A 15,431-nucleotide genomic window follows, 5' to 3' on the forward strand; every position below is an offset into this window, starting at 1 on the left:
CTACTGAAGCTGCAAGATAGCTATCTGTATCAGTCCGATCATAAAGCCCAAAACACCACCAAGTAGCTCAATAAATTTAAACTCTTTGCTCATAATGGAATAAAGAATGCTTTCCAGCTTGTCGGTAGAAAAGCTAACCACCTTTTCATAGACTGTTTTTTCCACATCCACATCCTGCTCAATTTTATTAATAAAGCGGTCAATCAATTCAGGAAGCATAAGCTCAACTTCAGCGAGCAGGGTACTTTTTATTTTCTGCTTGAGCTCCTCATTCATAAACATAGCCAGCATGGGCATAACTTCAGGCAGCCGATTTTCCAGAAAGTCATTCAGTCTTGCGTCTACAATTGCCTCAACTTCTTCGGTATTTCCAGGCTTTTGCAAACTCTGTTTCACATCTTCAATAGAGAAAAGTTCATCAGCTACAATTTTACCTAATTTCTCAGCCAGTTTATTTTGTCTTTTCGGAAAGATCCCCTGAATTTCCAGAAAAAGAACTTTCACTTTCTTACGGGGATGAAACAGCATTTTGATAGCAATGTAATTGGTAATATATCCGGTAAGGGCAGCTATAATAGGTAGCGTCCAAATAATCATATGTCTCGTTTTTTCCGCAAAGCTATAGGAAAGATTGTATACACCCAAGCCATATTTTTCTCCAAGTGTGAAAGTCTCTCATGCAAGTCTCATCATATTTTCGTAAATTTTGGCAGAATTGTAATAAGAGGCTTTATTAGCCGTATTTTTTATAAAATCGTATGATAAGCATCTTATTTTTTAATTTAATATTTACTACTAACAATAATCATTGAAAAATGTCAAACAAACTTAACCGTAGAGATTTTGTAAAATCTGCTGGTGCTGCAGGCGTAGGGCTAAGTGTAGCTGGTGGTTTTTTTCCTGCCTTTGGTAAAAACGCACCTAACGAAAAAATAGTGGTGGCCATCATGGGCCTCAATGGAAGAGGTAGTGCTCTTACCGGTGAATTTGCCCGTTTGGATGGATATGAAATTGCTTACATCTGTGACGTGGATGAGAGAGCAGTAGCCAAAGGCATTGAGATCGCTATGAAGCCCGGTAAGCAAAAGAAAAAGCCTAAAGGTATTGTTGACTTCCGTGAAGCATTGGATGATAAAGATGTAGATGCATTGGTCATTGCCGCTCCTGACCACTGGCATACCCCTGCTGCCATCATGGCGTTACAGGCTGGTAAGCATGTTTATGTAGAAAAACCTTGCGGCCACAATCCCAAAGAAGGAGAAATGTTGGTAGAAGCTCAGCAGAAGTATGGTAAAGTAGTACAGATGGGTAACCAGCAGCGCTCGGCCCGAGAGTCAATTGAGGCCATCAACGAAATAAACAAAGGAGTGATTGGCACGCCATATTTTGCTAAAGCCTGGTATGCCAATACCCGTGGTCCGATTGGTAACGGAAAGAAAGTAGAGGTGCCCTCATGGTTGAATTATGAGCTTTGGCAAGGCCCTGCTCCCCGTAAGCCCTATCAGGATAACCTGATCCATTATAATTGGCACTGGTTTAAGCACTGGGGTACCGGAGAAATCTGTAACAATGGTACGCACGAAATTGATATTTGTCGCTGGGCACTGGGTGTGGATTATCCGGTAAGAGTAAGTTCTCATGGTGGTCGTTACCATTACGATGATGATTGGCAGTTTTATGACACTCAGGTCGCCAACTATGACTTTGAAGGAGAAAAAACTATCACATGGGAAGGCAGAAGCTGTAATGGACGTCCGGTAGAAGGTAGGGGCCGTGGTTCAGCCATCTATGGTACTGAAGGGACCATGATCATTGACCGGAATGGTTATGTACTTTATGACCTGGATAACAAAAAGATAAGAGAAGTAACGCCTGAAACCAAAAATGCGACCATGGATACGGTAGGTGGTGACCAGCTTACTGCTCTGCATATCGTAAATTTCCAGGATGCTATACGTACTGGTGCAGAGCAAAATGCTCCTATAGATGAAGGGCACAAAAGCGTTTTGCTGTGTCATCTTGGTAATATGGCTCAAGAGTTAGGAGAAACTTTAACGATAGATCCTAAGAATGGCCATGTTAAAGATAGCGAAGAAGCCATGAAAATGTGGGCTAGAGAGTATGCTCCCGGTTGGGAACCATCTGTGTAAAAGAAAAATCTCAATATTGACCACAACTGTCTTGGGTATACCTGAGACAGTTTTTTTATGTTCAGTTGGCGTGCTTATGTGACTTGATGAGAGACTTGTCTTTTACTGGGCCGGATTTTTTGTCAGAAGCTATCCTACGGTAATTCTCCATTTCAATATCTTCCAGCTTTTGAGATTGTCGGGCATATTCATTAAGGATACCCAACTCAACCAGATCAAATTCATCTTCGGAAGTTAGTACGAAAAAAACTTCATCTTCATCATCGGGGCTATGATGATTGTAATGTTTACTGAATTCATATCCATACTCATTCAGTAATATTTCAAATTTTTTTTCTGTGCCCCTTTCTATGGATACGCTAAGTGTCGGCATATTTTCATATTTAATTTTGCCTCAATCTATAATTATATAATGGCTTACACACACAAATACTAAAATCCTCAATACAATGTAAGGCTAATTGTCAATATGGCAAAAGTTTGTTAATTATGTAATAGCTGTGAATTTATTTCCTTTTGCCAAGAAAAATATAACGCTAACCAAAATAAATATTCACAAATAAAAAAATACTAGAATTAAATACAGCAATTATATTGAAAGTATCATTAAAAATGCCCTATTAAGCATGGCAGCGTCTATTCTTAAAGTTTTGCTGAAGATAAATTCTAGCTACGCATTTTTTTATTGTATGTCAAGTGTCTTCTCATAAATGTTAGGTTCCCCGGAAATTTTTCTTAAAGCCTCATTGTAAACTTTCCTGGGTAGGTACTCCCCTTTTTCTTTTGCATTTTTCAGAAATACTTTCACTTTGTCTCTATCGTTCATCTCCATGAGCTTGCTGAGCAGTGCTTCTTCCAGGTTTTCATTCATGTTAAAATCAAGGATGTCATCATCATCCTGATACTTTTTCTTAAATACATGCCTCAGACTGTACTTACGGTTGAAGACTGCATAACTCATAAAAAGAAATACAAAGCCATCTATAATACCTATCAGCATTGGGATTAGCGTCCAGAAAAAGGCCAGATACCACCAGCCATATTTATTTTGTTTGAGGTAAAAGCGATGAACACCAAAAGCACCAAGCGTAAAAGCGAGTAGCGTAGCTAACTGTTTGTTCTTCATTTTCTTAATCTTATCAGTAATTAGTTATATAAATCTGATGTAATATTAATTTTGAATATACGTTTTGCAAAGTGTCGGGCTAAATCTCTTATGGATTAAAAGTATCAGTCTGTATTGCATCAGCATAATATAATATGCTCAGTACTATGCCACATAGCTTTGCTAACTTTTTCATTACGAAGTACTTAGTTTTATTTGGCTTTTATTCATACAATATCGTACAGCTATTAAAACCAAAGCCTTCTTTGGTAATAATAATTGATCAAAAACTGTGTGAAAAGTGAGAAATGTTTCAGAAAAGGAAGTAATAAATTCTTTTTTAATGAAATAAGTAATGAATCTTATTCATAAGGGTAATAGCGCTGACATCATAGGTTTTTCATGATTCTTAATTTGATCGTATTGAAAAAGCATGGATCAATTTTTTGTCAATATGAGTAAACCTTTTCATAATTGTATGCTTCTTAATGTTCGGAAGATAAATTTAATTTTGTATGCCATCTAATATCAAACCTACAAAAGGTGATTTATTAATTTCAGAACCTTTCCTTCCTGATCCTAATTTTGAGCGCTCAGTGATCTTATTGTGCGAGCACAATGAAGACGGGTCATTAGGATTTGTGCTTAACAAACCTATTGAGCTTAGTCTTGCAGATGTGATAGAAGAAGTAAATGACTTTGAAAAAATACTCCACAAAGGTGGACCAGTACAGGAAGACACATTACATTTTATTCATAGGGTAGGTGATAGGTTAGAGGGGAGTCAGGAGATTGCCAACGGAATATACTGGGGCGGAAATTTTGAACAGCTTCTTTCCTTAATCAATACCAAACAGCTTAACCCTCAGGATTTTATATTCTTTGTAGGCTATTCCGGCTGGTCACCCGGGCAGCTTGAAAATGAGTTGGAAGAGGACTCATGGATAGTGTACAAACAAGCCAGTACTGATGAGATATTTAGCCATAATCCTGCAGGGTTGTGGAGAAATGTGCTGAGCAATATGGGGGGGAAGTACCGTATGCTCTCAAATTATCCTATTGACCCGCGTTTAAATTGAATCATTTTACTAATTTTGGGCTTTATTCTAAAGAACTAATATATATTGCTTATGTCAGAGGGCTCTGAAAATAAGAAGCAGGAAGAAGTAAACATTACTACCACCGAACAAGCTGAAAATATCAATAAAAAAGAAGAGACTCCCTCATCTTCACCTGATGACGAGAGTAAAGCTTCTCAGGCTGACATTTCCACGGATACTGATGAAGATAGCAAGTCTGAGCCAGTAAAAGATGAAGCGTCTGCCAGCCCTGAGTCTGATGATAATAATGAGTCTGACTCTAACACCAAAGAGGAAGGTTCTTCAACTTCAGCAAGTTCTCATGATGAGTCTGAAGCCAATCAATCTGATGAAGCGGTTCAGGAGCAGGAACAGTCCACTTCTACCAGCAGTGATGAAAATGTAAAAAATGAAGTTGAGGCGGAAGATAAGGCTGATGAAAAGCCTGCGTCTACAAGTGATCAAACTGCTGCTACTGCTAATGCTCAGGAAGAAGAGCACGGTAGCGATGATGCAAAAGATGAGGATGAGCATGAGGAAGAAATTGACTATAGCAATTTCTCCCGGGAGGAGTTGGTAAAGGCAATTGATCAGGAGCTCAAGAATGAAAATGTAAAACAAGCTGATGCACATGCACATGAAATGAAGTCAGTGTTTGATGAGCTAGAAGCTGAGTTGAAAGAGAATGCCTTGCAAAAATATCTCAACGATGGTGGAGAGAAAGATGGATTTGAATATAAGTCGGATGAATTAAGTGAACACTTCTACAAATCTTTCCGGTTAATCAAAGAAAAGAAGTCAAGCTATTATGCTAAGCTTGGTCAGGATAGAAACAAAAACTATGAGGCCAAACAGGATGTTCTCAATCGCCTGAGAGAGTTTATTGATAGTGAAGAAACACAGGTCAGTATCCACAAACTTAAGGAGTTGCAGAATGAATGGAGAGCTATCGGACCGGTACCTCCTCAACATAACAAAACCCTGTGGGCCAATTATAATGCGTTGATTCATCGCTTTTATGATAACCGCAGTATCTACTTTGAACTTAAGGAGTTGGATCGCCGGAAAAACATGGAGGCAAAACTAGCCCTATGTGAAAAAGCTGAAAATCTGGTAGAAGATCCCGATATCAAAAAGGTACTTCGTGAGTTGGATGAACTGCATGAAGAATACAAACATATTGGTCCTGTTCCCAAAGACGATCAGGAAGCACTTTGGCAGCGTTTTAAGTCAGCCTCAGATAAGATTCATGAAAGAAGAAGAGAATATGTAGATCAGTTTAAAGAAGAGCTTAACCAGAACCTTGACCAAAAACTGAAGCTTTGCGATGAGGTTGCTGAGTTTGCCAATTTTAGCAGTGACAGCATCCGGGAGTGGAATCAAAAGACAAAAGAGATTCAGGCTTTACAAAAGCGTTGGGATGCAGTGGGTCCTATGCCGAGAGAAAAAGCCAAAGAGGTAAACAAAAAATTCTGGTCTAATTTTAAACAGTTCTTTGCTAACAAAGGAAACTTCTTTAAGCAGCTTGACGCTCAGCGAGAAGGTAATTTGGAGAAAAAAGAGCAGTTGGTAGAAAAAGCTGAAAGTCTGAAAGAAAGTAATGACTGGCAGAAAACCGCTAATGAGCTTAAAAGACTTCAGAGGGAATGGAAGGACATCGGTCCTGTGCCGGAAAAAGTGAGAAACGAGATTTACCAGCGCTTTAAATCTGCCTGTGATACATTCTTTGAGCGTAAAAGAGAAAACAACAAAGAACTTGAATCATCTTACGAGAAAAATCTTGAGGCCAAGGAAGCAATCTGTACTGAGATAGAGAACATGGCCAAAGAAGGCTCATCAGATACGGATAGGCTTCAGGAACTTAGTGGAGAGTTTGCAGAAATCGGTTTTGTTCCACGTAATGCTATCAAGAAGATCAACCAGCGATTTGAGAAAGCAGTAGAGAGCTTCATGAAATCTACCAAAGGTCTTGATGCTCAACAGAAGGAAGACCTAAAGCTTGAACTTGAGGTAACCACAATTAAAGGTACGCCTCGTGCTGAGAGAAAACTGGATCATAAGGAGTCATCTTTGAGAAAAAAGATTAACAAGTTGGAAGAAGATATTTCCTTATGGAAAAACAATATCAGCTTTTTTGCTAACTCAAAACAGGCTGATAAATTGAAGAAAGAATATGAGCAGAAGATAGAAGATGCTGGGGCTGAATTGGAGCACCTCAAATCTCAATTGGACATCATAGAAAATATGCGATAATTTTTTCAGTAAGGGGTTGCAGTGAATAGGGTGGATTTCTATATTTGCAATCCCTTAGCCAATACAGGCTATGCCTCCTTAGCTCAGCTGGCCAGAGCAACTGACTTGTAATCAGTAGGTCGTTGGTTCGAATCCGACAGGGGGCTCTTAGAATTGAAGGTAAGTAGCTGTTTTTCAGTTGCTTACCTTTTTTTTATATTGCTCACGTATAAGTCACCTTCATTACTTTCTATCTATCCAAAAACGCAGACAGTGTGTGCGCAATTACATATCTTTATCAAATCCCCGAACTATTATTTTTTATCTTGCTTGAGGACTGAGCAAACTCCCCTATCCATTAAATAACAATTTGAATCTCTTAACTTTTCTGATTGTAAAAATATAGGGGCTCTTCATCTATTTTGTAGAGCGCATAATTGAGGAGATAATATTCTTCAGGCAGGTTTATTAGTGGTCTAGTATCTTCCATTATATCAGAAAGAGTACCATCCTCTATAGGATTCATGATTTTTTTCGGGTTTTTTTTATGATGCTTAGTACACTGGTGAGCAATAACACCTCTGAAGTCTAACCACATAAATTCACTGATCTTTTCATCAGTAGGAAAGTCACAGCATAAAACGGGAACAATAGGTTTTTGTAATTTTATGCCTAATTCAAACTCTTTTTTTACCCATTCAGATTTACCTGAATGACAGCACCAAAATAAAATCAGCTGATCACAATTTGTAATCGCTTTTTCAAGCATATCTTTCCATTTCTCCCCTGGGTTTATTGAGTCGCGATCTAAAAATACACGTTGCTTATTAAAGCGCATCAACTTTGTAATGGCATCAATGATTGGAGTATCTTTTCTGCTGTACGAAATGAATATAGATTTAGCCATATAAACAAATTAATAAAATTAATTCATTCCAGACACAAAAGCCTCAACGCAAAACAGATTTGGACCTTGTCATCAACTTACTCTACTTTTTGAACCTGTTTTTACGAGTATGATACATCTGCATATTGTGGCCTAACTGGAATACTCGCAATAAATTTCTGCTTTGGAGGCTAATAAGCAGGACCGGCTATCCATTTTGATTGTTTAGCTTACTGCATCCAGCGTTCTATCAGTTTAGAAAAATCATCTTTATACTGATTGCTCACCGGGATGCTTTCATTGCCTATTTGCACATTAGTTTTAGTTACAGCTTTGATCTTTTCCAGAGAGATGATGAATGAACGGTGGATACGCATGAATCGGTTTTGAGGAAGTTTTTCTTCCAGTACCTTCATGCTTATCAGGCTGAGCAAGGGCTTATTACTGCTTTGCAAATATACTTTTACGTAGTCCTTAAGCCCCTGTATGTAAAGGATGTCAGTGTAATTAACTTTCACCAGTTGATACTCTACTTTCAGGAAAAGGTAATCTTCTTCCGACTCAGTTTTTTGAGGAACAGTGCCTTTGGCTTGGGCAAACTCAGCATAGGCCTGGGCTTTGCTTACTGCTCGTAGAAATTCTTCGTAGCTGAATGGTTTTAACAGATAATCCAGGGCATCTACTTTATAACCTTCTAGGGCAAACTGGTCATAAGCTGTTGTGAAAATAATGCGTGGACCTGTTATTCTTTCTCGTCTGTCAAGTACTCTGGCAAGCTCAATGCCACTCAGGTCGGGCATCTGAATGTCCAGGAAGATGAGGTCTACTGCCTGTTCATGCAAAATTTTCAGTGCTTCAACCGCACTGGAATACCGCCCATAAAGCTCAAGAAAAGGAGTTTGCTGAATATAAGTGCAAACCAGATTAAGCGCATGAGGTTCATCATCTACTGCTATACATTTCAAGGTGGTCATGACAACTGCATTTTTAAATTCACCTGAAAGGTGTTTTCCGGTGCCTGCTCATCCACTTGTAGTGTATACTTCCCGGGATAAAGCAAATCCAAACGACGTTTCGTATTCGTCAGCCCAATGCCATTGCTCTCTTCCAGCAATACACTATTATTATTGAAAATGGTATTCTTCACTTCTAAATGTATGCTGTTTCCTTTTTGTTCTATATTGATCAAGATACAGGAAGATGATTGGGCACTGACTCCGTGTTTGAAAGCATTTTCCACAAAAGGTAGAAACATCATAGGCGCTATACTCATATCATTGAGTGAAGCAGGGTGCCTGAAAGTCACCTTTACCTTATCCGTAAGCCTGAGTTGCATAAGCTTAATATAATCCTGCAAAAAAGCAATCTCCTGGCTCAGAAAGGTAACGTCTTTGCGGGTTTCATAGAGGACATAGCGCATCATACGAGATAGGTTATGCAATGCCTGTCGTGCTGTGTCTATGTCTGACAAAGTAAGGGCATAAATATTATTCAGCGTATTGAAGAAAAAATGAGGATTGATCTGTGCTTTCAGAAACGAGAGTTCTGAACTGATCTTCTGCTGTTCCAGGTTTTGACGTAGCTGTACATCTTCCTGCCACTTCTGCACCACTTTAACACTGGTACTTACCCCGAGCACCAGCAAAGAGAGCAAGAATAGAAAAAAATCAAACCAGGGATTGCTTCTTCGTGCAGGTTCATCACTGTCTGGGTGAAATGCTTTGTGCATGAGTTCGGGAAGATTGAGCCAACCCTCTATCGTTTTCATTACCGGCATGAGGATGAAAACTACCAGTAATACCATCAGAATGAATAAGCCGATTTGGTTGTGAAACAGTAGCCGGGGAACTAATAGCTCGGAATTCAGATAAAAGATGCCTACCAGAAAGGAGAAGAGAATAGCTTGCCTGATCCAAAACTCGCTCGGCAGGCTAATCTGAAGGGATGCCTGCCAGGACAAGGGCTGAAATAGCAAGAAAAACAGGCCCATCACTACCCACACCAAAGCTTGTATCAAAGGTGAGCGAAAAGAAAGACGTAAAGATAATGGAGGCATATGGACAAATATCTTGAGCGAGGGTGAAAGAGAATCTCACTTATCATAAACATACGCTAAATATTAGCTTAAGATTGGTCAAATCTATGGTTTTGACAAATGTAACGACAGAATCCACTCTTTTGTCTACCACCCATGTACCTGACTTTACATAATGGTATAGAATGGTTTTCATCGTTTATTAAGGGACTATCGTCGTTATCTTCAGGCATACTGTCTATTCCATTTTTCTACTATCTCAGAAGCCCGTTAATTCAAATATTCTTTGGTCAATATGCATGCTGTATTGCCTGAAAAGGAATATTAAACGATCAGCCAATCATGAAAATAAATGTAGTTTCCTTCATACTTATCATCGTTTTATCAGGGATTTCCGAACTAGCTTTCGCCCAAGCTCCTCAGCCCAATGGAAGGCCTATGTCACCAAGTACGGCAGGAAGCAAAGCCCCATCCAATGTGCCGCAGGGAGACGGGAAGATCAGCGGTATCATCCTGGACAAAGAAAGCCAGGAACCCATACCTTATGCTACGGTAGCACTGATTAATCCCCAACTGGATAAGCCAGTGGATGGAACAGTAGCCGATGATCAGGGTAAGTTTCAGCTCAAGAATATAGCAGAAGGTGTTTATAAACTTACCATAAGTTTTATAGGCTACGAAGCTTTTGAAATCACTACCGTTGAGATCAGTAAGAAAGACAAGAATATAGATTTAGGCAATCTCTATCTCATTTCAGAAACCAAGCAGCTGGATGAAGTAGTGGTACAGGGGCAGCGTGATCTTATTGAAGAGAAAGTAGACAGAACAGTCTACAATGCCGAACACGACCAGACCACCAAGGGAGGCGATGCTACTGACGTGCTTAAGAGGGTGCCTATGTTATCCGTAGACCTGGATGGTAATGTGTATCTGAGAGGTAGCCAGAACATCAAAGTGCTTATTGACAACAAACCTTCTACCATCACCGCCACCAGCGTGGGTGATGCACTCAAGCAGATTCCAGCCGACCAGATCAAATCAGTGGAAGTGATCACTTCTCCTTCGGCCCGTTACGATGCGGAAGGTACCGGGGGTATCATCAATATCATCACCAAAAAGAATAAACTACAGGGTGGTACGCTAAACATAGATAGCGGTGTTGGGAATAGAGGGGCTAACCTGGGCCTGAATGGGAGCTACCGCCGCGGTAAGGTTGGGCTCTCCTTGGGAGGCTTCGGACGTACCGGCTATAACATTCTGGGTAGTTTTGAAAATAACCAGCTTACCACTGATAGTAATGGCAATGAAATTCTGACCACCCAGCAGGCAGATACGCGCAACAACATGCTTTTTGGCCGCTACTCCCTGGGACTGGATTATGATATCAATAAGAAAAACTGGATTTCTGCCTCTGTTCAGCTAGGGGCATTCAACTTTTATTCCCAACAGGATGCGCTGCTCACGCAGACGTATCAGAACGAGGCTTTGCTGAACAGTAGCGTACGTGATGTGGATATGACCAATTTGTCAGAGAATATGGATGTGAGCCTTACCTACGTGCATACCTATGACAAGCCACAGCAGGAACTCATCCTCATGGGTCTTTACAGTCGGAACAATCGTACCAATGATTTTGTGAACGACATCATTGACCAGAATGATGAAAGTGCAATTGACCGCTTCAAAAACGAAAACCAGAGCTTTAATCAGGAGATCACCTTGCAGGCGGATTACCAGATGCCTATTGGCGATAAGCAAATGCTGGAGATTGGCGGTAAGGAAATCATGCGTACAGTTTCCAGTGATTACCAGTTTTTTGTAGCAGACAGCGATGGAGAATACGAAGCGGTCCAAGACAATAACCTCAGCAATGTCTTTAATTATGATCAGAATGTAATGGCAGGTTATGTATCCTATACCCTTAACCTGAACAAGTACAGTATCAAGCCGGGGGTAAGGTATGAATATACCACGATACAGGCCAACTTTCAGGATGAAGTGGAAGTAGAAATCCCTTCTTACGGCATACTGGTGCCCAGTGTGAACCTGTCCAGAAAACTGAAGAACGGTAACATGATCAAGGCTGCGTATAACCGCCGTATTCAGCGTCCTTCCTTACAGTTTCTGAACCCTAACCTACAGGCCTCTAATCCGCTGAACATCACGCAGGGCAATCCTGACCTGGAGCCGGAGTATACCAACAACTATGAGTTGTCCTACAGTACCTTTCTCAAAGGCACATCGCTCAACTTCTCTACCTTTATGCGAAACACCAGCGGTTCCATTCAGCCCATCAGAAGCCTGATAGGACAGGATACAGTTTTGACAACTTATGAGAATATTGGCAGTGAAGATGCTTATGGCCTCAGTGTATTCGCTAATGTGAACTTATCCAATAAGTTCTCACTGAATGGAGGTACGGATGTATATTATGCCGTTCTGGATAATAACGTTAGCAATCCGCTTTACCAGGCAGAAAATGAGGGTTGGGTACTTAGTGGAAGACTTTTTGGAAACTATAACATCACCGACACCTGGGGTTTGCAGTTCTTTGGCTTTTACAGGGGCAGACAGGTACAGCTACAGGGCTATCAAACCGGCTTCGGTATCTATAGCCTGAGCATCAAGAAGGACTTTAACGATGACAAAGGCAGCATAGGCTTTGGTGCGGAAAACTTCTTTACGACTGAGTTCAAGATGCGTACCGAAGTAAACTCTCCTATCATCAGCCAGAGCAGTGTCAATAGTATGCGCAATATGGGCTTTAAGATTAACTTCAGCTATCGCATCGGTAAGCTCAACGCTGATCCTCGCCCCAGACGCAGAAAGTCTATACAGAATAATGACCTCAAAGAAGGAGGAGGAAACCAGATGAACATTTCTCAATAGAAATGAACAGGGAAATGCGAACGCTGAAAAGATACCAGTAGAAAGTTGTATCTAAGATGCAACATAGTGCGAAAGCCCGGACTAAATTAGTTCGGGCTTTTTTCATTGACAATGACCGTTAGAAATATTTAATTGTCATCAACTACTATACTACACCTCTAACCTTTATGAAACGTACATTCGCTTTAGGGTTTATAGCCCTCCTGATCATTATCCAGTTTATTCGTCCGGAAGAAAACCTGGGTGAAGCGGAAAGCAGTAATGATGTAACCCACTATGTAAATGTGCCCGATCAGGTAATGACTACCCTGCAAAGCTCCTGCTACGACTGTCATTCTAACCATACCAACTATCCCTGGTACTCAAAAGTAAATCCGGTAGGCTGGTGGTTAAACAATCATATAGAGGAAGGCAAAAGCGAACTCAATTTCTCTAACTTTGCTGCTTATGATGTGGAACGTATGGACCATAAACTGGAAGAAATTGCTGAAGAAGTGGAGGAAGGCCATATGCCTTTACCTTCTTATACCTGGATACACCGGGATGCCAAACTCACGGATGAACAGGTTAGCCTGATCACGGAGTGGGTCAATACGGAAAGACAAAAGTTAGACGTGCCTCAGCAGTAGTATATTCATGTCTCAGCATGCTATGGGATACTGGGCTGATGTCTGTTTTCTTTTCTTGTTAACACATAAAGATGGGGCTGCTTAAAGATTTTCTTTATCTTCAGCCCCTTACATAATACAACCTATGCCTGTTTCGTCCATCTACAAGCCGTTCTTATTCCTCTTATCCATTTCTATCTTACTGACTAGCACTGCCCATGCGCAGGATAAATTACTGGCCCCGCAGGGTTTGCTGACAGATCTGCTGGAACACAGCAATCGTACCTACACACAAGGGTATCAGACCAATATGACACTTCAGCAAGTGCAACAATATGGCAGAGACTATCAGCATGTGACTATTCAGCACCAAAAGCCGGTATTCAGCTGGATTGTCAATGACGATAAGCAGGATGTCTTACAAACCGCCTACCAACTTCAGCTGGCTACTGATGAAGAAAAACTACGCGCAAATGATCCCGACCTCTGGAATTCGGGCAAGGTAAGCAGTAGTAATTCTTCGGCTGTAGTGTATGAAGGTACACCACTCAAAGCCAACACGATTTACTACTGGAGAGTAAAGGTGTGGAACAATCAGCAGGAAGAAAGTCCCTATTCGGCAATTGCCTCGTTCAGAACCGGAGCGGAACTCCTGCCGCATGATACGCCCCGCTATCCTACCCAAAAGACCGATGAAAGACCAGTCAGTATTCATAAAATTGAAGGAGAGGACTACTTCATTGATTTTGGTAAAGACGCTTTTGCCCAGCTTAGCCTGACTTTGCACAGTGCGCAGGAAGATACTCTCACTATTCATTTTGGGGAATCGGTAACTGATGCCGGACGTATTGACCGTGAACCGGGCGGAACGATTCGCTACCAGGCCTATCAGCTTCCCATCAATGAGGGAACACGCACCTATAAAATCGCTTTTCGTCCGGATGAGCGGAATACCGGTGACAGAGCTATTAAAATACCTGATTACATAGGAGAGGTATTGCCGTTTCGCTACTGCGAAATTGAAGGCTATGCCGGTGAGATCAGCACCGATGATGTAGTGAGGCACGCGGTCCATTATCCTTTCAATGAGGAAGCTTCCTATTTTCAGAGTGCGGACACGGTGCTGAATGCCGTATGGGAGCTGAGCAAGTATTCTATCAAAGCCACCAGCTTTGCGGGCATCTATGTAGATGGTGACCGGGAGCGTATTCCCTACGAAGCCGATGCCCTGATCAACCAGCTTTGCCATTATGCGGTGGACCGTGAGTACAGCATGGGCCGTTATTCCCATGAATACCTGATCACGCATGCCACCTGGCCTACCGAATGGATTCTTCAGTCGGTGCTGATGGCCTGGAATGATTATCTGTACACCGGAAACCTATCATCCGCCGAGCATTATTATGATGACCTGAAATCCAAAACCCTGACTGCCCTGGCAGGCGATGATCATCTGATCAGTACCCAGAGAGGGCAGATGGACCAGGAAGTACTGGCATCGGTACATTATGAAGGGGAAGCGTTAAGAGACATCGTAGACTGGCCCCATACCGGTATACTGGGTTTGGGCAAAGAAGAGGCTGGAGAGACAGATGGCTATGTCTTTACAGAAGTCAATACGGTAGTCAATGCCTACCACTATCAGGCGTTGGTCTGCATGAGTCGTATCGCCGCTGACCTGGGCAAGACTGCCGATAGCAGGGAATTTATGGAAAGAGCAGAGGCAGTGAAGAAATCCTTTAACCAAAGGCTACTGGACAAGCAGAAAGGCTATTATGTGGATGGCATGGGTACTGAACACAGCTCATTGCATGCCAATATGTTTCCCCTGGCTTTTGGTTTAGTACCTGAAAAATACCGCGACTCGGTGATAGAATTTGTCAGGTCGCGGGGGATGGCCTGCAGTGTGTATGGTTCACAGTTCCTGATGGATGCTGTATATGAGGCAGAAGCAGGTGCTTATGGTCTGGAACTGCTGTCTTCTACGGCCGAACGTAGCTGGTACAATATGATACGTGCGGGAGCCACCATCACCATGGAAGCCTGGGACAATAAGTACAAGCCCAACCAGGACTGGAATCATGCCTGGGGCGCTGCACCCGCCAATATTATCCCTCGTAAGCTGATGGGCATTGAGCCGCTTGAACCCGGTTTTGCCAGACTCAGGATCAAACCACAACCTGGAACGCTGGAATGGGCAGAAGTTCGTATGCCCACCATCAGGGGAGCGGTAGAGGTATCCTTTGACCAAAGAAAAGGTTTTACCATGGAAGTGGATATTCCTGCCAATACAGAAGCCGAAGTTTATATGCCGCTTCAGGGCAAAAAGATTAACACAGCTATGGTAAATGGTAGCAGCAGGAAGGGGAGGAGAGAAGGAAACTTTCTGGTATTTGAACTGGGTTCGGGGAAGTATAGCCTTAACTATTAACAGAGAAAGATACCAG

The 15,431-nt window shown here is 41.7% G+C and carries 13 protein-coding genes and 1 tRNA gene; 7 read left to right on the plus strand and 7 right to left on the minus strand.

Annotation, left to right across the window (positions count from 1 at the left end; all coding sequences use genetic code 11):
• A complete protein-coding gene (locus tag WJR50_RS05750; RefSeq protein WP_341292282.1) occupies positions 1 to 597 on the minus strand; it encodes a DUF445 domain-containing protein in 597 nt (198 codons plus the stop codon).
• A gap of 218 nt (positions 598 to 815) precedes the next feature.
• Here WJR50_RS05750 and WJR50_RS05755 point away from each other — a divergent pair, with 218 nt between their 5' ends.
• Positions 816 to 2,150, plus strand: a complete 1,335-nt coding sequence (locus tag WJR50_RS05755; protein WP_341292283.1) for a Gfo/Idh/MocA family oxidoreductase — start codon at positions 816 to 818, stop codon at positions 2,148 to 2,150.
• 61 nt (positions 2,151 to 2,211) lie between these two features.
• Here the strand turns inward: WJR50_RS05755 and WJR50_RS05760 are convergent, their stop codons facing one another.
• Complete coding sequence (locus tag WJR50_RS05760) at positions 2,212 to 2,523, minus strand: hypothetical protein (protein ID WP_341292284.1); 312 nt, start codon at positions 2,521 to 2,523, stop codon at positions 2,212 to 2,214.
• 309 nt (positions 2,524 to 2,832) lie between these two features.
• Positions 2,833 to 3,276, minus strand: coding sequence for a TM2 domain-containing protein (locus WJR50_RS05765; RefSeq protein WP_341292285.1), 444 nt, complete (start codon positions 3,274 to 3,276; stop codon positions 2,833 to 2,835).
• A gap of 494 nt (positions 3,277 to 3,770) precedes the next feature.
• Between WJR50_RS05765 and WJR50_RS05770 the strand changes: the two genes are divergently transcribed.
• The 3 genes from WJR50_RS05770 to WJR50_RS05780 all read left to right on the plus strand — a co-directional run bounded on the left by WJR50_RS05770 (position 3,771) and on the right by WJR50_RS05780 (position 6,733).
• The gene (locus WJR50_RS05770; protein ID WP_341292286.1) at positions 3,771 to 4,334 is read left to right on the plus strand and encodes a YqgE/AlgH family protein; all 564 of its coding nucleotides are present in this window, start codon (positions 3,771 to 3,773) and stop codon (positions 4,332 to 4,334) included.
• 51 nt (positions 4,335 to 4,385) lie between these two features.
• Positions 4,386 to 6,587 carry a DUF349 domain-containing protein gene (locus WJR50_RS05775; protein ID WP_341292287.1) on the plus strand — a complete coding sequence of 734 codons (2,202 nt, stop codon included), beginning with the start codon at positions 4,386 to 4,388 and terminating at the stop codon, positions 6,585 to 6,587.
• A 72-nt stretch (positions 6,588 to 6,659) separates the two neighbouring features.
• Positions 6,660 to 6,733, plus strand: a tRNA-Thr gene (locus WJR50_RS05780).
• 212 nt (positions 6,734 to 6,945) lie between these two features.
• Here WJR50_RS05780 and WJR50_RS05785 read toward each other — a convergent pair.
• The 4 genes from WJR50_RS05785 to WJR50_RS05800 all read right to left on the minus strand — a co-directional run bounded on the left by WJR50_RS05785 (position 6,946) and on the right by WJR50_RS05800 (position 9,683).
• Complete coding sequence (locus WJR50_RS05785) at positions 6,946 to 7,473, minus strand: toll/interleukin-1 receptor domain-containing protein (protein WP_341292288.1); 528 nt, start codon at positions 7,471 to 7,473, stop codon at positions 6,946 to 6,948.
• A gap of 209 nt (positions 7,474 to 7,682) precedes the next feature.
• On the minus strand, positions 7,683 to 8,426 hold the full coding sequence (locus WJR50_RS05790) for a LytR/AlgR family response regulator transcription factor (RefSeq protein WP_341292289.1): 744 nt from the start codon (positions 8,424 to 8,426) through the stop codon (positions 7,683 to 7,685).
• A complete protein-coding gene (locus WJR50_RS05795; RefSeq protein WP_341292290.1) occupies positions 8,423 to 9,508 on the minus strand; it encodes a sensor histidine kinase in 1,086 nt (361 codons plus the stop codon). The genes WJR50_RS05790 and WJR50_RS05795 overlap by 4 nt, the downstream gene beginning before the upstream one ends.
• A gap of 43 nt (positions 9,509 to 9,551) precedes the next feature.
• The gene (locus WJR50_RS05800) at positions 9,552 to 9,683 is read right to left on the minus strand and encodes a hypothetical protein (protein ID WP_341292291.1); all 132 of its coding nucleotides are present in this window, start codon (positions 9,681 to 9,683) and stop codon (positions 9,552 to 9,554) included.
• A gap of 146 nt (positions 9,684 to 9,829) precedes the next feature.
• Here WJR50_RS05800 and WJR50_RS05805 point away from each other — a divergent pair, with 146 nt between their 5' ends.
• From WJR50_RS05805 to WJR50_RS05815, 3 genes are all read left to right on the plus strand, one after another.
• Positions 9,830 to 12,376, plus strand: coding sequence for a TonB-dependent receptor (locus tag WJR50_RS05805; RefSeq protein ID WP_341292292.1), 2,547 nt, complete (start codon positions 9,830 to 9,832; stop codon positions 12,374 to 12,376).
• 167 nt (positions 12,377 to 12,543) lie between these two features.
• Positions 12,544 to 13,005 carry a heme-binding domain-containing protein gene (locus WJR50_RS05810; protein WP_341292293.1) on the plus strand — a complete coding sequence of 154 codons (462 nt, stop codon included), beginning with the start codon at positions 12,544 to 12,546 and terminating at the stop codon, positions 13,003 to 13,005.
• Between the two features lie 124 nt (positions 13,006 to 13,129).
• Positions 13,130 to 15,415, plus strand: coding sequence for a family 78 glycoside hydrolase catalytic domain (locus tag WJR50_RS05815; protein ID WP_341292294.1), 2,286 nt, complete (start codon positions 13,130 to 13,132; stop codon positions 15,413 to 15,415).
• Positions 15,416 to 15,431 lie beyond the last annotated feature (16 nt).

Origin of the sequence: Catalinimonas locisalis (genome assembly GCF_038039535.1) — a bacterium.
Taxonomy (GTDB): Bacteria; Bacteroidota; Bacteroidia; order Cytophagales; family Cyclobacteriaceae; genus Catalinimonas.

Bases quoted from the DNA above. Each gene is read 5' to 3' on its own strand.
- WJR50_RS05815 (WP_341292294.1), top strand. From the start codon at position 13,130: ATGCCTGTTTCGTCCATCTACAAGCCGTTCTTATTCCTCTTATCCATT.
- WJR50_RS05795 (WP_341292290.1), bottom strand. From the start codon at position 9,508: ATGCCTCCATTATCTTTACGTCTTTCTTTTCGCTCACCTTTGATACAA.
- WJR50_RS05790 (WP_341292289.1), bottom strand. From the start codon at position 8,426: ATGACCACCTTGAAATGTATAGCAGTAGATGATGAACCTCATGCGCTT.
- WJR50_RS05755 (WP_341292283.1), top strand. From the start codon at position 816: ATGTCAAACAAACTTAACCGTAGAGATTTTGTAAAATCTGCTGGTGCT.
- WJR50_RS05765 (WP_341292285.1), bottom strand. From the start codon at position 3,276: ATGAAGAACAAACAGTTAGCTACGCTACTCGCTTTTACGCTTGGTGCT.
- WJR50_RS05800 (WP_341292291.1), bottom strand. From the start codon at position 9,683: ATGAAAACCATTCTATACCATTATGTAAAGTCAGGTACATGGGTGGTA.
- WJR50_RS05775 (WP_341292287.1), top strand. From the start codon at position 4,386: ATGTCAGAGGGCTCTGAAAATAAGAAGCAGGAAGAAGTAAACATTACT.
- WJR50_RS05760 (WP_341292284.1), bottom strand. From the start codon at position 2,523: ATGCCGACACTTAGCGTATCCATAGAAAGGGGCACAGAAAAAAAATTT.
- WJR50_RS05810 (WP_341292293.1), top strand. From the start codon at position 12,544: ATGAAACGTACATTCGCTTTAGGGTTTATAGCCCTCCTGATCATTATC.
- WJR50_RS05770 (WP_341292286.1), top strand. From the start codon at position 3,771: ATGCCATCTAATATCAAACCTACAAAAGGTGATTTATTAATTTCAGAA.
- WJR50_RS05805 (WP_341292292.1), top strand. From the start codon at position 9,830: ATGAAAATAAATGTAGTTTCCTTCATACTTATCATCGTTTTATCAGGG.
- WJR50_RS05750 (WP_341292282.1), bottom strand. From the start codon at position 597: ATGATTATTTGGACGCTACCTATTATAGCTGCCCTTACCGGATATATT.
- WJR50_RS05785 (WP_341292288.1), bottom strand. From the start codon at position 7,473: ATGGCTAAATCTATATTCATTTCGTACAGCAGAAAAGATACTCCAATC.